The organism is Amycolatopsis sp. WGS_07, from assembly GCF_045278895.1.
Lineage (GTDB): Bacteria > Actinomycetota > Actinomycetes > Mycobacteriales > Pseudonocardiaceae > Amycolatopsis.
In genome coordinates this window covers 3,031,697-3,054,591 of record NZ_CP136053.1, presented here as the reverse complement: position 1 = coordinate 3,054,591, position 22,895 = coordinate 3,031,697, and the positions used below count along the sequence as shown (strand labels likewise).

General features: G+C 68.6%; 23 protein-coding genes and 1 pseudogene. 13 read left to right on the top strand and 11 right to left on the bottom strand.

Annotated elements, in window-relative coordinates; genetic code table 11:
- The first annotated feature begins 77 nt into the window (after positions 1-77).
- Positions 78-1,358, top strand: a complete 1,281-nt coding sequence (locus tag RPX00_RS14360) for an aspartate aminotransferase family protein (protein ID WP_406640019.1) — start codon at positions 78-80, stop codon at positions 1,356-1,358.
- Positions 1,359-1,522: 164 nt separating this feature from the next.
- Here RPX00_RS14360 and RPX00_RS14355 read toward each other — a convergent pair whose 3' ends face one another.
- Genes RPX00_RS14355 through RPX00_RS14340 form a run of 4 tightly spaced genes read right to left on the bottom strand, consistent with a single transcriptional unit; the run spans position 1,523 to position 4,772 of the window.
- Positions 1,523-2,437 (bottom strand): haloalkane dehalogenase, encoded by a 915-nt coding sequence (locus RPX00_RS14355; protein ID WP_406640018.1) that lies wholly within the window; start codon positions 2,435-2,437, stop codon positions 1,523-1,525.
- A 37-nt stretch (positions 2,438-2,474) separates the two neighbouring features.
- Entirely contained in the window at positions 2,475-2,927 is a 453-nt protein-coding gene (locus RPX00_RS14350) for a DUF350 domain-containing protein (RefSeq protein ID WP_406640016.1), read from the bottom strand.
- Between the two features lie 54 nt (positions 2,928-2,981).
- Positions 2,982-4,148 carry a glutathionylspermidine synthase family protein gene (locus RPX00_RS14345; RefSeq protein ID WP_406640015.1) on the bottom strand — a complete coding sequence of 389 codons (1,167 nt, stop codon included), beginning with the start codon at positions 4,146-4,148 and terminating at the stop codon, positions 2,982-2,984.
- Positions 4,149-4,772 (bottom strand): hypothetical protein, encoded by a 624-nt coding sequence (locus RPX00_RS14340; protein WP_406640014.1) that lies wholly within the window; start codon positions 4,770-4,772, stop codon positions 4,149-4,151.
- Positions 4,773-4,869: 97 nt separating this feature from the next.
- Between RPX00_RS14340 and RPX00_RS14335 the strand changes: the two genes are divergently transcribed.
- From RPX00_RS14335 to RPX00_RS14320, 4 genes are all read left to right on the top strand, one after another.
- Positions 4,870-5,856, top strand: coding sequence for a septum formation family protein (locus RPX00_RS14335; protein WP_406640013.1), 987 nt, complete (start codon positions 4,870-4,872; stop codon positions 5,854-5,856).
- A 3-nt stretch (positions 5,857-5,859) separates the two neighbouring features.
- A complete protein-coding gene (locus RPX00_RS14330; protein ID WP_344281862.1) occupies positions 5,860-6,210 on the top strand; it encodes a metallopeptidase family protein in 351 nt (116 codons plus the stop codon).
- 153 nt (positions 6,211-6,363) lie between these two features.
- A complete protein-coding gene (locus tag RPX00_RS14325) occupies positions 6,364-7,605 on the top strand; it encodes an MFS transporter (protein WP_406640012.1) in 1,242 nt (413 codons plus the stop codon).
- Between the two features lie 57 nt (positions 7,606-7,662).
- A complete protein-coding gene (locus RPX00_RS14320; protein ID WP_406640011.1) occupies positions 7,663-8,121 on the top strand; it encodes a hypothetical protein in 459 nt (152 codons plus the stop codon).
- Between the two features lie 20 nt (positions 8,122-8,141).
- Here the strand turns inward: RPX00_RS14320 and RPX00_RS14315 are convergent, their stop codons facing one another.
- The 3 genes and pseudogenes from RPX00_RS14315 to pheA all read right to left on the bottom strand — a co-directional run.
- Positions 8,142-8,726: a DUF4232 domain-containing protein gene (locus RPX00_RS14315; protein WP_406640010.1), complete on the bottom strand. Its 585-nt coding sequence runs from the start codon at positions 8,724-8,726 to the stop codon at positions 8,142-8,144.
- Between the two features lie 230 nt (positions 8,727-8,956).
- Complete coding sequence (locus tag RPX00_RS14310; protein WP_406640009.1) at positions 8,957-9,574, bottom strand: histidine phosphatase family protein; 618 nt, start codon at positions 9,572-9,574, stop codon at positions 8,957-8,959.
- A gap of 7 nt (positions 9,575-9,581) precedes the next feature.
- Positions 9,582-10,472: pseudogene (gene pheA, locus RPX00_RS14305) on the bottom strand (prephenate dehydratase); the annotation flags it as partial.
- Between the two features lie 101 nt (positions 10,473-10,573).
- Here pheA and RPX00_RS14300 point away from each other — a divergent pair.
- From RPX00_RS14300 to RPX00_RS14285, 4 genes are all read left to right on the top strand, one after another.
- Complete coding sequence (locus tag RPX00_RS14300) at positions 10,574-11,197, top strand: macro domain-containing protein (protein WP_406640008.1); 624 nt, start codon at positions 10,574-10,576, stop codon at positions 11,195-11,197.
- A gap of 133 nt (positions 11,198-11,330) precedes the next feature.
- Positions 11,331-12,266: a type I pantothenate kinase gene (gene coaA, locus RPX00_RS14295; RefSeq protein WP_406640007.1), complete on the top strand. Its 936-nt coding sequence runs from the start codon at positions 11,331-11,333 to the stop codon at positions 12,264-12,266.
- Positions 12,267-12,427: 161 nt separating this feature from the next.
- Positions 12,428-12,577 (top strand): hypothetical protein, encoded by a 150-nt coding sequence (locus RPX00_RS14290; protein ID WP_406640006.1) that lies wholly within the window; start codon positions 12,428-12,430, stop codon positions 12,575-12,577.
- A 34-nt stretch (positions 12,578-12,611) separates the two neighbouring features.
- A complete protein-coding gene (locus RPX00_RS14285; RefSeq protein ID WP_406640005.1) occupies positions 12,612-14,165 on the top strand; it encodes a hypothetical protein in 1,554 nt (517 codons plus the stop codon).
- Here the strand turns inward: RPX00_RS14285 and RPX00_RS14280 are convergent.
- Entirely contained in the window at positions 14,162-14,965 is an 804-nt protein-coding gene (locus RPX00_RS14280; RefSeq protein ID WP_406640004.1) for a hypothetical protein, read from the bottom strand. The genes RPX00_RS14285 and RPX00_RS14280 overlap by 4 nt on opposite strands.
- A 108-nt stretch (positions 14,966-15,073) precedes the next feature.
- Here RPX00_RS14280 and RPX00_RS14275 point away from each other — a divergent pair, with 108 nt between their 5' ends.
- Complete coding sequence (locus RPX00_RS14275; protein ID WP_406640003.1) at positions 15,074-15,394, top strand: nucleotide pyrophosphohydrolase; 321 nt, start codon at positions 15,074-15,076, stop codon at positions 15,392-15,394.
- Here RPX00_RS14275 and RPX00_RS14270 read toward each other — a convergent pair.
- Positions 15,383-16,810 carry a PolC-type DNA polymerase III gene (locus tag RPX00_RS14270; protein ID WP_406640002.1) on the bottom strand — a complete coding sequence of 476 codons (1,428 nt, stop codon included), beginning with the start codon at positions 16,808-16,810 and terminating at the stop codon, positions 15,383-15,385. The two genes, RPX00_RS14275 and RPX00_RS14270, sit on opposite strands and share 12 nt — an antisense overlap.
- 202 nt (positions 16,811-17,012) lie before the next feature.
- Between RPX00_RS14270 and RPX00_RS14265 the strand changes: the two genes are divergently transcribed.
- Together RPX00_RS14265 and RPX00_RS14260 are read left to right on the top strand one after the other, a co-directional pair.
- The gene (locus RPX00_RS14265) at positions 17,013-17,828 is read left to right on the top strand and encodes an excalibur calcium-binding domain-containing protein (RefSeq protein ID WP_406640001.1); all 816 of its coding nucleotides are present in this window, start codon (positions 17,013-17,015) and stop codon (positions 17,826-17,828) included.
- Positions 17,829-17,903: 75 nt separating this feature from the next.
- Complete coding sequence (locus tag RPX00_RS14260) at positions 17,904-18,530, top strand: response regulator (protein ID WP_378301924.1); 627 nt, start codon at positions 17,904-17,906, stop codon at positions 18,528-18,530.
- 1 nt (position 18,531) lies between these two features.
- Here RPX00_RS14260 and RPX00_RS14255 read toward each other — a convergent pair whose 3' ends face one another.
- Positions 18,532-19,488, bottom strand: coding sequence for a helix-turn-helix transcriptional regulator (locus RPX00_RS14255; RefSeq protein WP_406640000.1), 957 nt, complete (start codon positions 19,486-19,488; stop codon positions 18,532-18,534).
- A 59-nt stretch (positions 19,489-19,547) separates the two neighbouring features.
- Here RPX00_RS14255 and RPX00_RS14250 point away from each other — a divergent pair, with 59 nt between their 5' ends.
- On the top strand, positions 19,548-20,687 hold the full coding sequence (locus RPX00_RS14250) for an epoxide hydrolase family protein (protein ID WP_406639999.1): 1,140 nt from the start codon (positions 19,548-19,550) through the stop codon (positions 20,685-20,687).
- A 970-nt stretch (positions 20,688-21,657) separates the two neighbouring features.
- On the opposite strand, the gene RPX00_RS14245 is transcribed toward RPX00_RS14250, so the two are convergent.
- Positions 21,658-22,827: a GAF domain-containing protein gene (locus RPX00_RS14245; protein ID WP_406639998.1), complete on the bottom strand. Its 1,170-nt coding sequence runs from the start codon at positions 22,825-22,827 to the stop codon at positions 21,658-21,660.
- Positions 22,828-22,895: the final 68 nt, after the last annotated feature.

Below are 22,895 nucleotides of genomic sequence, written 5' to 3'. Positions count from 1 at the left end.
AACCCGACAGTCTGATCGTTGTCGCCCGTTTCCCGCGCTCCCCATACTCGCTAGACCCCGGAGCGGAGGGAACTCACATGACCGACGACCTGCTCGCGCGCCACCGCGCGGTGCTCCCGTCCTGGATGTCCCTGCTGTACGACGAGCCGATCGAAATCGTGCAGGCCCAAGATCGCCGCCTCACCGACGCGAACGGCCGCACCTACCTCGACTTCTTCGCCGGCGTGCTCACCAACGCCATGGGCTACGACATCCCCGCGATCAGCGACGCGGTCCGCAAGCAGCTGGACACCGGCGTCCTGCACACCTCGACCCTGTACCTGATCCGCTCGCAGGTGGAGCTGGCCGAACGGATCGCGGAACGCTCCGGCATCCCGGACGCGAAGGTGTTCTTCACCAACTCCGGCAGCGAAGCCAACGACACCGCGCTGATGCTCGCCACCCAGTACCGCCGCAGCAACCAGGTGCTGGCGATGCGCAACTCCTACCACGGCCGGTCGTTCGGCACGGTCGCGATCACCGGCAACCGCGGCTGGTCGGCGTCCTCGCTGAGCCCGATCAAGGTCAACTACGTCCACGGCGGCTACCGCTACCGCAGCCCCTTCCGCGACCTGCCCGACGCGGCCTACATCGACGCCTGTGTCGCCGACCTGGTGGAACTGCTGGAAACCGCCACCGCGGGCGACGTCGCCTGCCTGATCGCGGAGCCGATCCAGGGCGTCGGCGGCTTCAGCTCGCCCCCGGACGGCCTGTTCAAGGCGATGAAGGAAGTCCTGGACGCACACGGCATCCTCTTCGTCTCCGACGAGGTCCAGACCGGCTGGGGCCGCACCGGCGACCACTACTGGGGCATCCAGGCCCACGACGTGGTGCCGGACATGATGACCTTCGCCAAGGGCCTGGGAAACGGCCTCGCGGTCGGCGGCGTGGTGGCCCGCGGAGACATCATGGACTGCTTCCAAGCCGAGTCGTTTTCCACCTTCGGCGGCAATCCGGTGTCCATGCAGGGCGCGCTGGCCGTCCTCGACTACATCGACGACCACGACCTGCAAGCGAACTGCAAAGCCCGCGGCGACCAGCTGCTACGGGGCCTGCGCGCGGCGAACAGCCCCTTCGTCGGCGAGGTACGCGGCAAGGGCCTGATGATCGGCGTCGAACTAATCGAACCCGGCACCACAACGCCGAATACCGCCGCGGCCAAGCAAATGCTAGAAGAAACGAAAAAGCGCGGCCTGCTAATCGGAAAAGGCGGACTACACAAAAACGTCCTGCGCATCGGCCCACCAATGACCCTCACCGAATCCGAAGCAGCAGAAGGCCTGCAAATCCTCCAAGACTCCCTAACCGCACTGACCTAACCACCCATCGAGGGCACCACACCCCCCGCACCCCGATACGAAGCCAAAAACACGGCGCGGGGGTGCTTGTCAAGGCATCTTTCCCGCCTTGACAAGCACCTCCGCGCCGTAGTCACAATCAGCTTCGGGGTGCCCCCACGCAACTCTTCGGCCCCCCACGCAATTCACCGCCGCACAAACCGCGCCACGTGCTCAGCCAACGCTTCCCCCGCATCCTCCTGCAAGAAATGCCCAGCCCCCGCGACAGTCGGATGCTCCAACCCAGCCGCCCCACGCATCGAACGCTGCAAAATCGGCCCCATCGCCCCAGTAATCGGATCCCCGTCGGAAAACGCGCACAGGAACGGCACATCCAGCTCGTTCAATACAGCCCAAGCCGCCCGATTAGCCTCCGAAGCCGGATCATCCGGCCGCGTAGGCACCAACCCCGGCATCGCCCGCGGACCGGCCTTGTACATCTCGTTCGGGAACGGCGCGTCGTAAGCGGCCTTGATCTCGTCCGACAGCGAAGTGCGACACCCCGCCTGCACCGACCGTCCGACGTCCAGGACCTGCGCGTTCTCCACCGCTTCCCGGAATTTGTGCCACACCGGCGGCATGTCCACGTCGCCGGTCGGCAGCCCGGTGTTGGCCGCGACCACCCCGGCGAAGCGGCCCGGGTTCTCGGCCACGAGCCGCAGGCCGATCAACCCACCCCAGTCCTGTCCGACCAGCGTGACCCCTTCGAGGCCCAGCACGTCGAAGGCGAACCGGCGCATCCACTCGACGTGCCGCGCGTAAGTGTGGTCGACGATCTCCGCGGGCTTGTCCGACCGCCCGAACCCGACGAGGTCCGGCGCGATCGCGCGCAGGCCGGCGTCGGCGAGCACCGGCAGCATCTTCCGGTAGAGGAAGGACCAGCTCGGCTCGCCGTGGAGCAGCAGCACCGGCGGCCCGTCGGCGGGTCCCGCCTCGACGTAGCCGACTCTGATCAGGCCGCCGTCCGGGTCGGACAGGTCGGTGTACTGAGGTTCGAACGCGAAGTCGGGCAGATCCGCAAACCGGTCTTCCGGCGTCCTGAGCAATCGCACGGTTCCCACGTTAGTGGGAACGGCACCGGGCGGCAGTGCGCGAACGCTACGAAATCGCCACCGCGACGACCAGGCCGAGCCCGAGGTGCGCCGCCGCGACGACGACGCTCGCCGGAGCGAACTTCTCGCTCTGGATCGTGGACCCGACGTCGATCCGGGTCGCCCACTCCAGCAGCCGCACCGCCAGCACCTGCACGATGACCCCGATCAGGCCGTAGACCAGCGAGGTGATCAACCCGGCGGTCAGATCGCTCGCGGAGCTGTAGATCGCCACGACCACGATGAACGCCATCGACAGCAGCCCGGAGGCGGTCACGATCACCGCGTTCGGCAGCCCGCGGGTGACCAGCTTCGACAGCTTGCCCGGCGTGGTGAAGTCGATCGCGTAGAAGCCGGCGAACATCAGCAGCAGGCCGACGATGCCGTACAACAGGATCGCGCCGATCCCGCGCACGAGGTCGGAACCGAACGTTTCGGGCAGCGCGAGCGTCGAGGTCACGGGGTCTCCCTGGATGGCCGAGTCAGCCGATCAAATCGGACATCCAGGGTTGTATCACGACTCCGGGATCCGGTGCGGCACAAACGCCGCGCCGTCGTCTGTGACGAGCCCGCTGGTCTCGCGGATGCCAAGGCCGGCCGACTGATCACCGACGATCCACGCACCCAGCGCGGGCCGGTACCCGTCGAACTCCGGCAGCGGGTCGAACGCCTGGTAGACGTAGCCTTCCGCGCCGTAGACGCCGTCGGTCTGCGTCTCGTACCCGGTAGCCACGATCTGCACGTTCGCGCCCTCGCGGCCGAGCTTCGGCTTGCGCACGTACTCGGTGAGCAGGCCGGGGTCGTCGGCGAACGCGGGCAGCAGGTTCGGGTGTCCGGGGTAGTTCTCCCACAGCACGGCGAGCAGCGTCTTGTTCGACAGCAGCATCTTCCACAGCGGCTCGACCCACAGCGTGCGCGGCATGGTCTCCACCGCGAACTTGCCGAACTCCTCGTCGACCACCCATTCCCACGGGTACAGCTTCACCACCGTGGACATCTGTCCCTCGGCGAGGTCGACGAACCGCTTGAGCACCGGGTCCCAGCCGATCTCCTCGATCGCGAGGCCGACCGTGTCGAGCCCGGCCTCGGCCGCGGTCTCCTGCAGGTACGCCGTGGTCACGTGGTCCTCGCCGCTCGGATCGGCCGCGGACCAGGTGAAGTGCAGTTCGTTCGACGGCAGCTTGCCGCCGATCTCCTCCCAGCGCTCCACCAGCTTCTCGTGGATGGAGTTCCACTGGTCGTCTTCCGGGAAGACGTCGGTCTTCCAGTGCCACTGCAGCAGCGACGCCTCCAGCAGAGTGGTCGGCGTGTCCGCGTTGTACTCCAGCAGCTTGGCCGGCGATTTGCCGTCGTAGCGCAGGTCGAAGCGGCCGTAGACGTGCGGATCCTGGCGCTTCCACGACTCCGCGATGTGCGGCCACACCCACTCCGGGATGCCGAAGCGGTGGTACTGCTCGGTGGTCACGACGTTGTCGACGGCCTCCAGGCACATCGAATGCAGCAGCTCGACGTCCGCCTCGAGCGAGAGCACCTCGTCCATGCTGAAGACGTAGTGCACCGATTCGTCCCAGTACGGCCGCGGCTTGCCGGTGCCGTCGCGCGCCGGGGTGCCGTAGACCAGGCCCTGCTCTTCGACGATCCGCTGCCAGTCGCGGCGCGGTTCCCGCCGGTCCCGATACACCTACGAGCCTCCGCTCTTGCCGGTCCCGCCGGTGCCGCCGGAGGTGCCGCTCTTGCCGCTGATGCCGAACCCGCCGCGCTGGATGCTGGTGCCCGACTTGGTCGAAACGTTGGTGTTGCCCGACGGCGCGGTGTAGCTGCCGCCGGACACGTGCTGCCCGATGCTTCCGGTGCCGCCGTAGTTGTAGCGGTACTGGGTGTACCCGGTGCCGCCCGGAATCGGGATGAACCAGAACCCGCCGCTGTAGTGGCCGTGGTTGGCGACCGCGTAGTCCTCGGAGCAGTACTTGTCGTCCTGGATGACCCCGTCCGACGAGACGCAGGACGCGGTGACCTCCTTGGGCTTCGCGATCGTGTAGAACGTCGCGACCAGCCCGACGAGGCCGACGGTGACGCCGCTGCCGATCAGGATCTTGCGTTTGGTGGCCGCCTTCGCGTCGGCCGCCTCCCGCGCCGCGAGGGCTTCCTGCCGTTCGCGTTCCTGGTCGGCGATGGCCTGCTTGCGGGCCCGTTGTTCGGCCACCGAGGGCTGCCGCGGCTGCGTGTTCGCGTCCTGGAAACGCATCGAGCCCGGCTTCTTCGGCTCCTCGGGCGGCTGCACGCCGCTGCTGTCGTCTTGCGTCATGTGCGCTCCGTAATCCCCCAGCACTGCAAACCCCGCGTTCCACCCTAATCGACCCGCCACACGCGCGGTTCATGCGGCGCGGGCATCATGGGTATCGATGTCCCGAGGCGCCGAGCGGTTCCCTTCGCGTATGCAGACCCTGACCACCCGCGTGGTGATGGCCGGGGTGTTCTTTGGCGCGGTCATCGCGCTGGCCCTGAGCGTCGCCTTCTCCTGGACCGACACGCTCGCCGGCGGCGCGGGCGGCGGCGAGGGCAAGCTCACCGAGGCCGCCCAGCAGGCGTTCCATTCGCCGCCGGGCACCTGCCTGACCTGGAATGCCAAGGACGCCTCGGACGCGCACCAGGTGCCGTGCACGCAGCCGCACCTGTTCGAGGTCACCACCGTGGTCGACATCGGCGCGAAGTACCCGCAGCAGGCCCCGTTCCCCACCCTCGACCAGTGGCAGGACATCGCACAGCAGCAGTGCAACAGCGACGTGCGGCCGTACCTCGGCCACCCGCTCGACCCGTACGGCAAGCTCACCACGAACCTGCTGCGGCCGACGGCGGCGCAGTGGTCCGAGGGCGACCGCCAGCTGCGCTGCGGCCTGCAGTTCGCCGGTCCGGGCGGCGGGCTGCAGCCCACCACCGGCGCGGCGAAGACCCAGGACCAGTCGATGGTGTGGGCCCCCGGCACCTGCCTCGCTCTGGTCGGCAAGGGCGTCGGCGACCCGGTCGACTGCAGCAAGCCGCACTCCTACGAAATGATCGCGACGCTCGACCTCGCCTCGCACTTCAAGGACGGCTACCCGAAGCTGGACGACCAGAAGTCCTGGCTCGACACCGAGTGCAACAAGGCCGCGAAGGAGTACACCGGCAGCTCCGACCTCTCGTCGAAGAAGCTCACGCTGGGCTGGGACTCGCGCGAGCAGGAGAGCTGGGACGCCGGGTCGACCAAAGTCAACTGCAAGGTCGCGGCCACGCTGCAGGACGGCAGCGGATTCCAGGCGGTCACCGGCAGCGTGAAGACCGGATCGTCCAGTTCGTCCGGCCAGCAGAGCACGCCGCCCAGCTCCAGCTCCGGTTCCGGCGGAGGCAACTGAGCCATGCCGGTCGAGATGAGCCAGGCGCGGTTCGAGGAACTCGTGGCCGACGCACTCGACCAGGTGCCCGCGGAGTTCGCCGCGGCGATGGACAACGTCGTGGTGCTGGTCGAGGAGTTCAACGAAGAGGCACCGGACATCCTCGGGCTCTACCACGGCATCGCGCTCACCGAGCGCACCAGCCACTACAGCGGGGCGCTGCCGGACCGGATCTCGATCTACCGGGAGCCGATCCTCGACATCTGCGACACCGAGGACGACGTCGTCGAAGAAGTCCTCATCACCGTGATGCACGAACTCGGCCATCACTTCGGCATCGACGACGAGCGCCTGCACGAACTCGGCTGGGGCTGATTCCGGCGGAACCCCGCCAGCCCGCTGCTCTTCTCTGCTCAACACCGCACCGCCACCACGGAAAACACCGAAGGTCACCAAAGCGTCACGGAACGCGGCCGACCTCTTTAGACTGGCCTGATCAGGCAGTTTCCTCTTCCCGTGAGGTGGTTCGTGTCGCATCGGACGACGGACAGCCGGCTGCGCTGGCTGCTCGCCTCGAACGGCACGTCGAACCTCGCCGACGGCATCGCCAAGGTCGCCTTCCCGCTGCTAGCCACCACGCTCACCCGCGATCCGGTGGAAATCGCCGCGCTGTCGGCGGTCCAGTTCCTGCCGTGGCTGCTGTTCGCCATCCCGGCGGGCACGCTGGTCGACCGGATCGACCGCAAGAAGGCGATGATCGCGGCGAACGCGGTGCGCGCGCTCGTGGTCGCCGGGGTCACCGCGCTGATCGCGTTCGGCTCGGTGGAGATCTGGACGATCTACGTCGCGTCGCTGCTCGTGGGCATCGCGGAGACGGTCGCGGAGAGCGCGGCGAACGTGCTGCCGCCCGCGCTGGTCAAGGCGGACCGGCTGGAGAGCGCCAACAGCAAACTGCAGGCGGGGGAGATCGTCGGTCAGACCTTTCTCGGCGGTCCGGTCGGCAGTGCCACCTTCGCGATGTTCGCGGTTTTCCCGTTCCTGCTGTCGTCGGTCGCCTTCACGATCGGTGCCGCGGTGCTGCTGGGCATGGCGGGCAGCTACCGGCCGCGGCAGGAAACCAAGTCGCACATCCGGGCGGATTTCGCGGACGGCTTCCGCTGGCTGCGCCGGCATTCGCTGTTGCTGCGGCTGCTCGCGATCGCCGGTCTGCTCAGCCTGATCAGCGAACTGGCCCAGGCGCAGCTGGTGCTGTACGCGCTGGAAGACCTGCGGTTGTCCGACGCCACCTTCGGCGCTTTCGCGTTCGTCGGCGGCGCTGGCGGCCTGCTCGGTGCCGCGGTGACGCCGCGCCTGGTCCGGCGGATCGGACGGCGAGCGGTCCTGGTCGGCGGGGTGTTGTTCTGCGCGCTCGGCTTCGGCGGCATGGGGCTGATCAGGCAGCCGGTGGTGTCCGCCGTCCTGTTCGGCGTCTTCGCGGCGGCGGTGGTGGCCGTGAACGTCGTGCTCGCGACCGCGCGCCACACGCTCGTGCCGGGCGAACTGCTCGGCCGGGTGCTCGGGGTCTGGCGCACCGTCGTCTGGGGCGCGATCCCGCTCGGCGCGCTGCTCGGCGGGCTCCTCACCAAACTGCTCGGTTCGGCGGGCGACACCTTCACCGCGTCCGGCGTTCTGCTGCTGTTCGTGACCGCTTACGCACTATTCGCACTGCGCGGGCGCTCGCTCGATGACAAAACGGCCTCGACCGGGGACGGAGTCCGTTCGCAGCAGTGATCCGGCGCGGTTTTGGTGCTGAAATAGCACCTCACCCCGGCTGCCCGGAGGTACGTGATGAGAACGCTCGACACTCCGCCGCTACCGGATGACGACCGCGACACCGAGCTTGAATCGCCGCCTCCTGCCGCACGTCGGCCGATCGTCCTGGCCACCGTCGCCGGTTTCGTGCTCGGCGGCTGTGTGCTCGGGCTGCTGTGGGGGCTGTCCGGCCAGCGCACCGGAGCGAATGTCGACGCCGCGGCCGCCTGCGCCGCGTTCGCCCGCGTGGGCCGGATCCCGGACACCACCGACGGCGTCGACGCGGCGCAGTTCATCCGCATGTCCGACGACGCGGTGCACCGGGTCACCGGCGCGATGGAGCTGGCCAAAGCGGCGGCGACCTTCGACGGCAACTACCAGCCGCTGGCCAAAGCCCTCGACACGGTCAACAAGATGGTGCTCAGCAGCCGGTTCGACAACCGCGAGCAGCAGGCCGCCGTCGTCCAGGTGGAACAGCTCTGCGCGCGGGGCTGACCCACGCGCAGAGCGACCGGTCAGGCCTTGTGCACGGTCTTCACGCCGAGTTGCTTGCCCGGGAGGTTCGTGCCCGCGCAGCCGAGCCCGTCGAGCGGCACGAACTTCGACGCCGTCTCCTGCGGCAGGTACACGCGCAGGCCCTTGACCGGAGTCGGCTTGCAGGCCGCCGGTTCGAAGTTGCGCACCTGGGCGAACTGCACGTCGGCCGCGGCGGTCTGGCCGGGAGCCAGCTTCACCGGCGCGCCCTTGGCGCCGTCGCGCTGGGCGGCCTCGCCGATCTGGGTCCCGTTTTCGCCGCCGACGTAAGACACGCCCGGGAAGCCCTGGATGGTGCACGGCTTGCCGCTGGTGTTCTTGATCAGCAGCGACCGGTACATCGAGCCCGCGCCGGCGCCGTTGTCGCGCAAAGACAGGGAAACGTCGCCCGCCTTGCACAGGCCGTTGTCGGCGGGCGGCTTCTCGGCCGGAGCCGTACCGCCGCTCGGAGCGGACGACGAGGAAGACGGGGCGGACGACGCGGCGGACGAAGCCGACGACGTCGGGCTGCTGGACGGGGTATCCGAACTCGCCGGACCGCTCGCGGCGGGGCGCCCTGGCCGCACGCGGAAAGCAGCAGGGCACCCGACGCGCCCACTGCGGACAGGAAGACCAGGGAAATCCACGGTTTCTTCGTGTTTGCCATCTCACTCGCCTCGCTGTGCTGGTGAACGCCGATCTGGTGAAACCTTCATCCGGAGGACGTGCCAGGTCCGGACGGGGTTGCTCCGCATCCGGTGAGTTCCCCACCGGCCCCGGCTTCACTCAGCGTTTCCCCGCACGAGTGATCAACCGCTCACGAAAGGCGGGTATCCACCCAGCGGAGACACTCCCAGCCACCCTCGCGGGCCGCCAGCTCGACGAACTTCGTATTCGGGATCAGCGCCTCGTTCGCCAGCTCCGCCGGCACGTTCGAGGCCAGCCATTCCCCGGCGAGCCGAATCGCCCCACCGTGGCTGACCAGCACAACCACCCCATCCGGCGACGTCTCCTCGTGCTTCGCCCGCAGCTCTTCGGCCGCGCCGAGCATCCGTTCGCGCACCTGGACCCCGGTCTCCCCGCCGGGAATCGCGACGTCCAGTTCGCCTTCCGTCCACGCCTTCACCACGCGCAGGTAGACACCGATCGAATCCAGATCGGTGTTGCCTTCGAGGTCGCCAGCGTCGACCTCCTTGACGCCCTCGATCACCTGCACGTCGAACCCGAACGCCTCGGCCAGCGGTGCCGCGGTCTGCTGCGCACGCACGGCTTCCGACGCGTACACCGCCACGATCGGCTCGGACTTCAGCTCTTCGGCCAGCGCCGCGGCCTGCTCCCGGCCGAGGTCGGTGAGCGGCGGGCCAGGCAACGCGGTGTCCAGCGCGCGGCGGACGTTCCCCTCGGTCTGTCCATGCCGGACCAGCAGCAGCCTCATGCGCCCTCCCCTTCAACACCGCGTCGACCCACGCTTGTGCGTCGAGGAAATCCTGGTTCCCCGCGCCGTCCTCGATGGTGGCCGCGACCTCGTCCGCGCGCGGGTGCGAACCGAGGAAACGCAGGTGACAGCGACGGCGCAGGGCGGTCATCGCGTCGATGATCCGCGGTTCGGAGAGGTGGCCCTCGAAGTCGATGAAGAACCGGTACTCGCCGAAGTTGTTCCGCGTCGGCCGGGCGTCGATCCGGGTCAGGTTGATCCCGCGGCCGGCCAGCTCCACCAGCAGGTCGGACAGCGTCCCGGTGCGGTTGACCGCGGCCGCGACGACCGACGTGCGGTCGGCTCCGGTCGGCGCGGGCAGCTCGCCGGGGCGGCGCACCATGAGGAACCGGGTCTGCGCGTCGCGGACGTCGGCGACGCCGGTCGCCAGCTCCTCAAGCGGGTAGTGCTCGATCGCGACCGGAGCGGACACCGCCGCGTCGAAATCGCCCTCGACCACGCCGACCGCCGCCGCGGCGGTGGACGACGAGGCGACCGGGGTGGCGTCCGGCAGATTCGCCTCCAGCCACTCGCGCACCTGCGCGAGCGCGTGCGGATGGCTCGCGACGGTCCGGATCTCGCCGCTGCCCGGCCGCTTGAGCACGCTGAAGTGGATGGGCAGGATCGTCTCGGCGGTGGCGACGAGCGGGTCCCCGTCGCTGAGCCCGTCGAGCGTCGCCGGGACCACGCCTTCGACGGAGTTCTCGATGGGCACGCACGCGGCGTCCGCGGCGCCGTCGCGGACGGCCTGCAGCGCCAGCCGGACAGTCTCGTAGGGGGTCAGGTCCTCGCCCGGCGCGAGCGCGCGGGCGGCCTGCTCGGTGAACGTGCCCTGAGGGCCGAAATACGCGATCCGCAACACGAACGTCAGGCTAGCGACCGCGTGCGTGGCGCTTTTCACTCGGACAGCCGGTGGCTAAACCGGTTACGCCGGGTGGCGTTTTTTGCCATGCTGGAACGGTGACCGCCGACTCAGGCACACACGCCGGGCACGGGGAAGCCGGATTGCCGGATTCTCCCCGAACGCCGGAATTGGTGCTGTGCGCCGTCGATGAACCCCTCGCCGAGGCGTGGACCTCCGCCGCGGCGAGCTTCGCCGGGTCCGTGCGGGTGCATCGCGGTTCGGTGCTCGACATCGCCGCACAGGCGGTGGTCAGCCCGGCCAACTCCTACGGCTGGATGCGCGGCGGAATCGACGCGGTCTACGCGCGGGCGTTCCCCGGCGTCGAGCAGAGCGTGCGCAGCGCGGTGCTGGCCTCTTACGGCGGTGAGCTGCCGATTGGCGAATCGGTGATCGTGCCGACCGGCGAAGCGGAACCGGCGTGGCTGATCAGCGCGCCGACCATGCGCGAGCCCGGCGAACGGCTGCCCGCCGACACCGTCCACCCGTATCTCGCGGCGCGCGCGGTGTTCCTGCAGTGGCAGCGCGGGCAGCTGGATTCCGGTCCGGTCTCCTCGGCGGTGCGGACGATCGCGATGCCCGGTCTCGGCACCGGAGTCGGCGGCGTGGCTCCGGCTACCTGCGCCCGTCAGGTCGCGGCGGCGTGGCAGGAAGTGTTCGGGGGCGACGGTCACCTTCGGTGATCAAATCCCTGCCGGATCAGGGGTGCGTGCACCACATCACAGCGCGTTCACGCGCGGTAAGCCCTACCGTTGATACGGCGTTACGGAAGTAGCGCAGACGGAGCCAGCGCAGGCGACGGCCGAGGAGTGTGCGATGCCCCCACGGGTGCGTGAACTCAGCCCTTATGTAGAGCTGCACCGGGAACAGTGGCGGGAGCTGCGCAGCTCCACACCGCTGCCACTGACCGCGGACGAGCTGGTCCGGCTCCGCGGTCTCGGGGAACAAATCGATCTCGCCGAGGTCGCCGACGTGTACCTGCCGCTTTCGCGGCTGATCAACCTTCAGGTGAAGGCCCGGCAACAGCTGTACGAGGCCACCACCACGTTCCTCGGCGAGGACTGCCGCAACACCAAAGCGCCGTTCGTGATCGGCGTCGCGGGCAGCGTCGCGGTCGGCAAGTCGACCACCGCCCGGATTCTGCGCACCCTGCTCGCCCGCTGGCCCGACCACCCGCGCGTCGACCTCGTGACGACCGACGGATTCCTGTACTCGCGCGACGAGCTGACCCGGCGCGGGATCATGCACCGCAAGGGTTTCCCGGAAAGCTACGACCGGCGCGCGCTGCTGCGGTTCGTCACCGAGGTGAAGTCCGGGGCCGAGCGGGTGTCCGCGCCGGTGTACTCGCACCTGGCCTACGACATCCTCCCGGACCAGGAACAGGTCGTGGAGCGGCCGGACATCCTCATCCTCGAAGGACTGAACGTCCTGCAGCCCGGACCGAGCCTGACCGTTTCGGACCTGTTCGACTTCTCGATCTACGTCGACGCGCACATCGACGACATCGAGCATTGGTACGTCGAACGGTTCCTGAAGCTGCGGCACACCGCGTTCGCCGATCCGGCCTCGCACTTCCACCACTTCGCCGGCTTGGACGACGACGAGGCCCGTGAAGAAGCGCGGCATCTGTGGCACACCATCAACGAGCCGAATCTGATGGAGAACATCAAGCCGACCCGTCCACGTGCGACTCTCGTGCTCCGCAAGGACGCCGACCACGCGATCAACCGGGTCCGGCTGCGGAAGCTCTAGGTCACCCACACGCGTCTCACCGGTCTCGTGCTGCGCACGGGCTGGGGTTTTCGACCGATCGGCCAGCGTCTTCGTAACCACTTGGCCGATACCAGCGGCCCCCTTCGCGAGCGACCCTGAAAGCAGCAGGAAGTCGCACCTGACCTGCGAAGGAGGCCACGATGTTGACTATCGTCCTGACCTGGGTCGGCGCGGTATTGGGATTGACGCTGCTGGTCGCGATGGCCGCGGGGGCGTTCGTCGTCGACTTCGACGAGGCGATGCGCGAACGGCGCGTGAAGGCGCGCAGCACGGCGGGGCCGACCAGCTGAGGCCGCGTCTTCGGGCCGAGGCAAGATGTGCGGCATGAGTCCGGTGAGCCGCGCGCGCAAGAAGAGTTCCCTACCCACCGCCCCCAGCGTCAACGGTCTGTTCAAGGACGTGCTGCGGGACTTCTCCGCGGTCGCGGCCGAGCCCGGTCCGTTCGACATCGACCTGCTCGGTTCCGAGGTCGTCGGGCAGTGGCGGGACGTCGTCGTGGAGGACGAACCGGAAAGCCAGCTCGGCCTCGAGCTGATCGCGTTCGCACAGCGCAAGATCACGCCGGGAGCGGCCGCGTTGCTGGCCGCGCTGAAGGTGCTGGCCGAGTCCGAAGAGGAGCGTTCGGCGGCGGCCGAGGCGCTCGGGGTCGTGCTGGGCCGGGGCATCCCGGAGCCGGAGTGGGCCGCCGAGGTCGGACAGGTCACCGTCGGCGAATGCTGGCGCACCGGGGATGTCTACGGCGACGAGTCGTCGCTGCTGTGCGTCTTCTCCCGGGGCGACCACTCGCTCGGCCTGCTCGCGCTGCTCGACTTCACCGAGGGCGGCCGGGTGCGCGACCTGGTGGTCATCGAGGAACCGCACGAGGTGCTCGCCGAAATGCGTTCGCAGGTCGAGGAAGACGGCGAACTGGTCGTATTGGACAAGATCGAACCCGCCGACGCGCACCGGCTGCTGGTGTCCGGAATCGCGGCCACCGACGCGCTGGACGAGCCCGACGTCGGCGAGGACTACACGCGCTTCCACGCGATCGCGCTGACCTGGGCGCGTTCGCTGCCGGAGCCCTCCGAGGTTTCGCCGGTCGCCGAATGGACCGCCGAGGAGCGCGCGGAAGCCGTCACCCAGTTCCTCGCCGACACGAACCTGCCGGACGCCGACGCCGCCCGCGAAATCGCCAACCTGCTGGTGGACCACGGCTGCCGCACCGAACCGGCGAACCCGCTGCGCGTCGGTCCGGAAAAGCTGGCGCGCTTCCTCGAATCGTTGCTGGACGGCGAGTACGAACTGGAGGACGAGGACGCCGTCGCGCCGGTCGTGCTCTCCTGGGCAGGCTGGGCCGCCGCGCGCGCCGGACTGTCCGAAGTGGCCATCGCCGCGTTGCTGGAAGAAGTCACCGAATATCTCGGCGAATACCTTTCGGACGAAGACGAGGAAGAAGACTTCAGCGACTACCTCGACGGCACCGAGTCCGCCGAAGAAGCACTGGAAGTGGTGGCCCGCCGCCGTTTCGCGGTGCCCGAACTGTCCACTGTGATCGGTGACGAGGAGCTGACCGACCTCGACCCCGGCGACCCGGAACAGCGCCGGCTGCTGGTGATCGGCGACCACCCGGAGTACCACGAGTCGCTGGCCGCGGAAGAATTCGACGGAGCCGACGGTCTCCGCCTCGCCCTTGAGACGTCCATTGTGGACCAGCTGTGGGACGACGAGCCCGCCGAAGTGTGGACCGCGGCCAAGGCTTTGCTGCAGCAGGACCTTTCCCGCGCCGATGTCCTGGACCGGCTGGTGACCGTCCTCGAAGGACAGCTGACCGAAACCGAGGAAGAAGACCAGCTGGACTACGACCTCGACGCCTACCGCGCCGCACTGGCCGAGATCTAGCCCTTCGGCAGCGCGATCCGGGCCGACCGGATCTCCGCGAGCAACCGGGTCTTACGGCGGTGGACGTTCACCAGCTCGGCGACGTAGCCGGTGAACTCCTCCGCCGTGCCCGCTTTTCTGTGCAACGCGCGCAGTTTTTTGAGGCACTGCGCGGCTTCCCGATACGCGCTGGCTTCTTTTTGCGCGATCAATTGCTCGACCCGTTCGCGATACTCCGGAATGGACTCTTCTTCGGTCCGTTGTGGAGTCAACGCTCGCGCCGCGTAAGCGATCGCCTCGCTGTGCCGCCCAGCCGCCCGCAACACCCGGACAATCTTGAGGCTGACGTCCACCCGCGGCGGTTTGCCGGACAGAATGGCGACCAGCCCGTCCACGTCCCCGCTGGCCTCCGCGATTTCCTCCTGCAGCCGCTCCGCGATTTCCCGCCGCGGCCCCGTCAATGCCTTGTCCACTATGGACTTCATCCGGTTGAGCCCCGGCTCCCCGAGCGCCGCCGCGAAATCCGCCACCGCGATCGCCCGCCCGCTGAAAGCCGCCTCCAGCACCCAGTCCGCGAGCTGCTCCGGATCGGGCGGCCGGGCCGCACAAGCCCGCGCATACAACGCGACCGCCTCGTCAAGCCGCTCCTGCAGCTCACCGGCCAGGTCGCCGTGCTGTTCGAGCATGCCCACGATGTCGTCCACCGCCCGCCGGGCCAGCGGAGCGAGATCGGCGCGGCTGCCGGAGTCGAGCAGCCGCCGCACAGTATCGAGAACCGCACCGATTTTGGCGGTGTACTCGACCGGGTCGGGGACGCTCACGCGAACAGTCTGCCGTATCGCCCGTAACCGGCGTGTGGGCCAACGGCGTACTCTTTTCGGCCCAACCCGGACACCCCAGGTGAGCACTGCGCGTGATAGTCAGGTCCGGTGACCCTAGAAGACCTCACCCAGCGCCTCCGCGACTTCGCCGCCGCCCGCGACTGGGAACCGTTCCACACCCCGAAAAACCTGACCATGGCCCTGTCCGGCGAGGTCGGCGAGCTGATCGCGCTGTTCCAGTGGCTGACCCCGGAGGAGGCCGCGAACTGGCGCGCCGACCCGGCACAGGAGTTCAACGTCCAGGACGAAATCGCCGACGTGATGCTGTACCTGGTCCGGCTCGCGGACGTACTGGGAATCGACCTGCTGGCGGCAGCGAACGCGAAGGTGGACCGAAACGAGAAGCGGTTCCCTCCGCTAGCCCGCTGACCGGGCTCGCTTCGTCTCGTCGAGGTACCAGCCGCCGAGCAGCGCCCCGACCGCGAAGAGGGCCAGCACGATCCCGGGGCCGAGCCCGGCGCCGCCGAACATCGCGGCCACGGTGATGACCATCAGGGCCAGGCCCAGGCCCATCAGCGCCCGTCCAAGGGTCACGTTCCCCGCCGGGATCGAGGCCGGAGCGGGCTTGGTCTGGTTTCTGGTCTGCGGCTTCGGACCGGTCTCGAATCCCAGCAGAGCCGGAGCCTCGGCCAACGGCACGACGCGCGCGCCGAGTTCGAGCGCACGGGACAGCCGCGGCTCGGAGTCGCGCACGCCCGAGTCGTGCACCAGGTGCGTGACCGAACCCGTCAGGTTCTTCGCGAGCTGGAACCCCTCCGACAACACCCGCGCCCGCAACTGGTCCGCGCCAGCCGTCGCGCCGAGCACCAGAACCCTCGTCGGCTTGTGCCCGGTGGCGGTGGTCTTGAGGTCCACCATCACTTCCAGCGCGCCGAGCGCGTCAGCGACCTGGCACAGTTCGCGGTACTCGACGGGCGTCACCACCCCGTCGGATTCCGCGACCCACCGCAGCTCGGCGACGAAGCCGGCATGCAGCCGCTGTACCTCCTCCGCGGGCATCCCGGCTTCGGCCGCGGCACTGGCGAGCGCCGAGACCTCCTCGTCCGACAGGAACTCGTCGCCGACCGCCTCGGCCAGCAGATCGAGGTAGGCCTGCGCGACCGGTCCGCCGTCTCCCGCGGAAACCCGGTCCACCGCCTCGGCCATCCAGCCCTTGCCCGCACCCGCCACCGGCCGGCGCAGGGCCGCAGCTCCAGCGGCGTACCTCGGCAGTTCCGGGAAACGCACTGGCTCCGCCAACCGCAACCCGTGCGTGCCGACGAGGGCGATCACCGCCCGCGCGCACGCCCGAGCGGCCGCTTCGGCGAGATAACCGGGAAAGTCCTCGATGCCGAAGGCACGGGCGATGGTGGCGAGCCGGTAGTTGGGCAGCGGCAAAGTCGCCCGCGCGGTGTCCCGGAGCGAGATTCCCGGCAGCGGCGGCAGCCGGACGCCCAGCCCTTCGACCTCGGCGAGGAGGCCGTCCACCGCGGACAGGTCGCTGGCCACGACCACCGCGTCCTGGAGCAGGTCCAGCACCGGCCCGAGGACGTCGCCGAGCGTCGGCGCGCCAGCCAGTTCCGCCGCGCTGATGCGGTGCGGATTCCGCCAGTCCGCGTCCGCGGCGACGACCGTCGCGTACTCGCCGAGGAACGTCCCGTCCCCGCGAAACCGGACCGCGGCGATCTCCAGGACGCGGCCAGCGGGCAACCCGGTCGTCTTCACGTCGATCGCGGTGAACTCCGTGTCGCGCACGGGCACCTGCCCGGTCGAGGACAGGGACAGTCGTTCGATCAGCTCGGCCATCGTGGATGCGCTTTCTCCTGGGTTCGAATAGCCATCGCAAGAAACCCGCGAACCGTCACAGCCGCGGCGGAAAAACGCTGGCTTTGTGACTTATCCGTGACTTGTTCTTCGCTTTCGCCAAACTGAGATGCGCTGGCGCGTAACACTGACCGCTCGTGACGCGAACACCATTCGGCACCCGCCTCACGAAGAGGAATTCCGAATGCACTCCACGCCCGCGCCGCCGTTGCGCCCCAAGCTGAAATTCCCGACCTGGATCATGGTCGCCCTCAGCGCCTTCGCGGTTCTCTTCATTCTGGGCGCGGTGCTGGGAAAGCCCGCGCCGGAACCGGAACCGGTTGCCGCACCGGCAACTCCGCCCCCGACAACGGTGACAACATCTGCCAGCCCGGCACCAGTGACGTACACCGTGGACAAAGTCACCGACGCCGCTAATGTCGAGCTGACCGGTTCCGACGGCAGCCACCGGACCGTGCGCATCCTCGGCCTTGAAGTCGCAACCGGAAACAACTGCTACGCAAGCGAAACTGCCGTGTGGGCCAATAACAAGCTCGCTGGCGCGGCGGTGAAAATCACCACCGACACCACCGACGGCGTAGCGCTGGCTTTGAGTGATGGCACCGACTACGCGACCGCGACGCTCACTGCGGGTTACGCGCGGCTGGCCTCCAATGTCGTGTCGGATTCGCTGCGCAACGCGGCTTCTGCGGCTCAGCAAGCGGCGACGGGATTGTGGGCGGAACCTTGCAAGGGCGTGATCACCGCGCCTGCCCCGGCTTCGACCCCGACTCTGGCGCCGCCGCCGGGAACGCCCGCTCCGCACACCTCCGAACAAGCCGCCCCGCCGCCACCGCCTGACCCGGTCCAGGACCAGCCGGAACCCGAACAGCCGAGCAGCGCGTACTACAAGAACTGCGCCGCCGCGAAAGCCGCTGGAGCGGCCCCGCTGCACCGCGGCGATCCGGGCTATCGCCCTGCGCTGGACCGCGACGGCGACGGGGTCGCCTGCGAACGGTAAGCCGCGCCTGGTGCCGCGTGGTGTCCTGCGGCACCACTGGCAGACGAACCGCCCCACGCGCCGTAACCTGGACATATGCCGATCCAGGTGCTGCTAGTAGACGACCACGAACTCGTCCGGCGGGGCCTGCGCGACCTGCTCAGCGACGAGGCCGACCTGGAGGTGGTCGCCGAAGCCGGGAGTGTCGAAGAGGCGCTCGCGGTGGCCATGCACGTCGAGCCAGACGTCGCCGTCGTGGATGTTCGGCTCGGGGACGGCGACGGCATCACGCTCTGCCGCGAGCTGCGGTCCAAGCCGAATCCGCCGGCCTGCCTCATGCTCACCGCGTTCGACGACGAGGAGGCCATGGTCGGCGCGATCATGGCGGGTGCTTCGGGCTATCTGCTGAAGCAGGTGCGCGGGCAGGACGTGGTCAACGCGGTCCGCGAGGTCGCCGCTGGCCGGTCGCTGCTCGACCCGGTCAGCACCGCTCGCGTGCTCGACAAGCTGCGCCATCCGCCCACGGACGAGCTTTCGACGCTCACCGACCGCGAACGCGACGTCCTGGAGCTGATCGGGCAGGGGCTGTCCAACCGCGAGATCGCCGAACGTCTCTTCCTCGCCGAGAAAACGGTGAAGAACTACGTGACGTCGGTCCTCGCGAAGCTCGGCATGCAGCGCCGGACTCAGGCCGCGGCGTGGATCGCGCGGCGCGGCAAGTGAATCAGCTGCCCGCGACGGCGCGTCCGTAGCGTTCGGACAGCAACTGCAGCAACGGGATCAGCTCCGGCGGCGACTCGACGGTGAAGTCCATCATCAACATTCCACTGTAGACAGCCAGCGTGTCCAGACTGTCCGCGCCGGTGACGAGCACGCACTGGTTCTCGTCAATCGGCTCGACAACGCCGACGGCCGGGTTGATCCGCGCCAGCACCTTTTCCGCCGGGGCTTTGACGCGCAGGCGAGCGTGCACGATCCAGCCGCTCGCCGCGATCGTGCGCATCGCGAAGGCGGTGTAATCCCCGCCGGGCAAGGGATTCGGCTCGAACCGGCGGCGCGTCGGCATCCGCGGCTGCATCAGGTCGACACGGTAAGTCGCCCAGCTGCTGTCCTGCGGATCGCGGGCCACCAGGTACCAGCGTCGTTGCCAGCTGAGCAGCCGGTACGGCTCGACCAGCCGCAACTCGTCCGCGTAGTCGAACCGGAGCCATTCGACATGCCGGATCGCCCGCGCGACCTCCTGCAGGACCGCGGCGTCGACCTCCGGATCGGGCGCGTCCGTGCCGGTGTTCTCCGGACCGCGATCGATCGTCGACCGCAGAGCGTCGACCGTCGGACGCAGCCTCGCCGGCAAGACCTGCTCCAGCTTCGCGAGCGCCCGCGTGCCTGCCTCGTCGACGCCGGAGATGCCCGCCGCGGCCCGCAGGCCGACCGTGACCGCCACCGCCTCCTCGTCGTCCAGCAGCAACGGCGGCAGCTTTCCGCCCGACCCCAGCCGGTAACCGCCGACGTTCCCGCGCGTCGCCTCGACGGGATATCCCAGGTCACGCAGTCGTTCGACGTCGTTGCGGATCGTCCGAGCCGAGACACCGAGCCGCTCGGACAGCTCCCGCCCACTCCGTCCAGCAGCGGTCTGGAGGAGAGCGAGAAGCGCCAGCAATCGCGCCGTCGGATCAGCCATCGAAACTCCTTATTCTATTAGGAACTGATCCTACCTAATAGCCTCCTAGTGTCTTCCTCATGACGAACGCGACCGCCTCCCTCGCCCTCCGCCCCTTCACCGTCGAGATCACCGACGCCGAACTCGCCGACCTGCACGACCGCCTCGCCCGCACCCGCCTCCCGCAGCCGTCGCCGACCGACGACTGGGACGCCGGCACGCCGAACTCCTACCTCCGCACGGCGCTCGAAGCGTGGCGAGCCTTCGACTGGCGCGCCGCCGAAGCGCGGATCAACTCGGTCCCGCACTTCACCACCGAGATCGACGGCCAGCCGTTCCACTTCATCCACGTCCGCTCGGCCCATCCCGGCGCCACGCCGCTGCTGCTCGCGCACACCTATCCCGGCTCGTCGGTCGACTACCTCGACCTGATCGACCGCCTCGTCGACCCGGTCGCACACGGCGGCCGCGCCGAAGACGCCTTCGACGTCGTCGTCCCCGACGCCCCCGGCTACGGCTTCTCCCAGCCCGTCGCCGAAGCAGGCTGGACGGTCGCCCGCGTCGCCGCCGCGTACGACCAGCTGATGCGCGACCTCGGTTACGAGAGCTACGGAATCCACGGTTCGGACAACGGCGCGCTGATCGCCCGGGAACTCGGCCTGCTGAATCCGGACGGTTTCCTCGGTCTGCACGTCCTGCAGCTGTTCTCGTTCCCGTCCGGCGACCCGGCCGAATTCGAGCGCCTCGAACCGGCCGACCACGCCGGTCTCGCACACATGCAATGGTTTCACTCAGTGGGTGGCTACAACACGATGAACGCCTCACGCCCGCAAACGGTTTCCGTCGGCCTCAGTGACTCCCCGATCGGATTACTCGCCTACAGCGAGCTGTTCAACTCTTTCGGCAACGGAACCTCGCTGGTACCACTGGAAACGATCCTGCTCGAGGTGAGCGTGAACTGGTTCGCCAACGCCGCTTCCGGGATGAGCCGCAGCTACTTGGAGAACGCCCGCGCCGAGGCCGAACCGCGAGTGAGCGGCGCGCGCACCGGAGTCGCGGTGTTCAAGGACGACTTCCAGACCATCAAGACGTTCGCCGAACGCGACAATACGAACATCGTGCACTGGAGCCGCTTCGAGGAGGGCGGCCACTTCGCGGCGATGGAACGCCCCGACCTCCTCGCTTACGACATCCGCGCTTTCTTCGCTAACCGCGACTGATTTCGCCGGATTCCGCGTCCAAACCCCGTCCGCATTGCTGCGGACGGGGTTCTCGGCGTCCAAGACGGAGCTGAGGGTAGCCGACCGAGGCCGGTTTATTCACCCAATTGAGTGCCGAATAGATGTTCGATTTGTCGATACCATGGGGAGCGGCTCGTGATGGCGGGAGAACCTGGGGAAGGAGCGTGTTCGATGACTCGTGAAGGCTGAATCTCTTGGTGCGCGGTGTGTTCACAGCGGTGGGTTCACAGCGGCGCGAGATTGATACAGCGTGGTTGCTGCGAGCGATTCGATGCGGATTCGAGGCAGTTCAGTACGACGCGGTTCAGCGCGATGCGGCACGGGCGACGCGATCCGAGGCGGCGGATTCGAGATCGTGGGTTCACGACGGCGAGTCCGAGGTGGCGGCTCGAGGTCGCTGGTCCGCGACGATGGGTTCGAGGTCGCGGGTGCGCGATGGCGGGCTCAAGGCCGTGGGTTCGAGGTGGCGGACTCAAGGTCGCGGGTGCGCGATGGCGGGCTCGAGGTGGCTAGCCCGAGGTGGCAAATCCGTCGCGACGCCAGGCTGACACAGCGGTTGTGACGCGGTACTAGGTCGCCGCAACGCGGGGTCGACGACCCAGTGCTGAGTGAAACGCAAGTGCGGTCGAGGCGACGCAGCCGACGCAGTCCCGTCGGTGCGATGCGGTTACCGCGACGTGCTCGCCACGCCGCGGTAACCGCCACACGCCGCGGCAACCGCCACACGGCTTCGCTGCGGTGCGGGCCGGTGCGGTGCGGGCCAGGGCGGTGTGGTGCGGTGCGAGCCAATGCGTTGCAGGCCAAGGCAATGCGCCCGCTCCGCAATGCGTCCTCCGCGATGCGGTCGGCTCCGCGTGGCGATTGGACCCGCGACGCGGGCACCGCACGGGTCAACCTGACGCCAGCACCGAAACACCCCGCCCCGCAACACGATCGCCACTAACGACGCTCACTCCAACGGGAGGTCAAACGCGACAAGCGTCCCCAAACTAGGCGAAGAATTGAGGAAAAACCGGCCACCAGCAGCATCGGCACGCTCGGAGAGATGGCGTAGCCCCCGGGTCGCGACCCCTTGCGGCACACCAGACCCGTTGTCCCGAACCCGAAGTTTCACGCCTTCGGCGTCGCGGGTCAGCGTCACGCGGGTCTCGCTCGCGCCGGAGTGTCGGACCACATTGGACAGTGCCTCGCGCAGTGCCGCGCGGATGTGGTCGGCGCGCTCGGCCGGGATGTCGGCGAACTCGCCGGACAGCTCCAGCGTCGGCGGGTAACCAAGCAGTTCCCCGGCGATGCGCACTTCGCCGCGCGCGGATTCGGCGAGGTCGGTCGGGGTGCCGGGGTCGTGGCGCGGCTCTGGCGAGCGCAGTGCGCGTACGGTGCCGCGGATTTCCTCGATGGTCTGGTCCAGCTGGTCGATCGCGTCGGACAGCCGGGCTCCATCAGCCTGCGCGAAGCGTTTGCGCATGTTGCGGCGGACGCGATCCAACTGCATCCCGGTGCCGTAAAGCCGTTGCACGATCACGTCGTGCAGCTCGCGGGCGATGCGTTCGCGCTCCTGGTAGAGGGTCACGCGATGCCGTGCGTTCGCCCCCTCCGCCAGCGCGAGCACCACGCCGGCCTGTGCCGCGAACGCCGCGAGCATCTCGACCGTGCCCGCGGAAAACGGCTCACGGCCCTGTCGCCGGTAGACGGTAAGCGCGCCGAGCACCCGACCGCCGGAGCCGAACGGCGCGGCTGCGAACGGTCCGTACCCGCGCAATTCGTCCGGTACATACGGTGCTGTGCGCGGATCGACGATGAAGTTCTCCGCCGCGATCGGCTCGCTGCCTCGCGCGACCTGGCCTGCCGCGGAATCCGTCTCGAGCGTCAGTCCGCGCAGCTCTCCGACCGGTCCGCCTTCCGCCCCCTCCGCGAGCGAGCCATCGACCCCATACGCGGCCTCGACCACGACGCGTCCGTCATCGGCGCTCACCATCGCGAGGCCGAGGTCCGCGTCGGCAAGTTCGACCGCCCTGGCCACGACTGTTTCCAGCACCGCTTCCGGGTCGTCCCCAGACAGCGCGGTACTGGTGATCTCGGTGGCCGCCGAAAGGGCGCGCGCGGCAAGTGTCGGGTCCATGAGCAACTCAGACCTTAGCGCGGCCCCTTGCCCCAGACCCGAAATCGTGACCGTCACCAACAACCCTC

What these genes read in the sequence shown, in the direction of transcription:
- RPX00_RS14265 (WP_406640001.1), top strand. Translation starts at nt 17,013, where the DNA reads ATGCACTCCACGCCCGCGCCGCCGTTGCGCCCCAAGCTGAAATTCCCG.
- RPX00_RS14330 (WP_344281862.1), top strand. Translation starts at nt 5,860, where the DNA reads ATGCCGGTCGAGATGAGCCAGGCGCGGTTCGAGGAACTCGTGGCCGAC.
- RPX00_RS14360 (WP_406640019.1), top strand. Translation starts at nt 78, where the DNA reads ATGACCGACGACCTGCTCGCGCGCCACCGCGCGGTGCTCCCGTCCTGG.
- RPX00_RS14270 (WP_406640002.1), bottom strand. Translation starts at nt 16,810, where the DNA reads ATGGCCGAGCTGATCGAACGACTGTCCCTGTCCTCGACCGGGCAGGTG.
- RPX00_RS14320 (WP_406640011.1), top strand. Translation starts at nt 7,663, where the DNA reads ATGAGAACGCTCGACACTCCGCCGCTACCGGATGACGACCGCGACACC.
- RPX00_RS14260 (WP_378301924.1), top strand. Translation starts at nt 17,904, where the DNA reads ATGCCGATCCAGGTGCTGCTAGTAGACGACCACGAACTCGTCCGGCGG.
- RPX00_RS14335 (WP_406640013.1), top strand. Translation starts at nt 4,870, where the DNA reads ATGTCCCGAGGCGCCGAGCGGTTCCCTTCGCGTATGCAGACCCTGACC.
- coaA (WP_406640007.1), top strand. Translation starts at nt 11,331, where the DNA reads ATGCCCCCACGGGTGCGTGAACTCAGCCCTTATGTAGAGCTGCACCGG.
- RPX00_RS14285 (WP_406640005.1), top strand. Translation starts at nt 12,612, where the DNA reads ATGAGTCCGGTGAGCCGCGCGCGCAAGAAGAGTTCCCTACCCACCGCC.
- RPX00_RS14255 (WP_406640000.1), bottom strand. Translation starts at nt 19,488, where the DNA reads ATGGCTGATCCGACGGCGCGATTGCTGGCGCTTCTCGCTCTCCTCCAG.
- RPX00_RS14245 (WP_406639998.1), bottom strand. Translation starts at nt 22,827, where the DNA reads ATGGACCCGACACTTGCCGCGCGCGCCCTTTCGGCGGCCACCGAGATC.
- RPX00_RS14340 (WP_406640014.1), bottom strand. Translation starts at nt 4,772, where the DNA reads ATGACGCAAGACGACAGCAGCGGCGTGCAGCCGCCCGAGGAGCCGAAG.
- RPX00_RS14290 (WP_406640006.1), top strand. Translation starts at nt 12,428, where the DNA reads ATGTTGACTATCGTCCTGACCTGGGTCGGCGCGGTATTGGGATTGACG.
- RPX00_RS14250 (WP_406639999.1), top strand. Translation starts at nt 19,548, where the DNA reads ATGACGAACGCGACCGCCTCCCTCGCCCTCCGCCCCTTCACCGTCGAG.
- RPX00_RS14310 (WP_406640009.1), bottom strand. Translation starts at nt 9,574, where the DNA reads ATGAGGCTGCTGCTGGTCCGGCATGGACAGACCGAGGGGAACGTCCGC.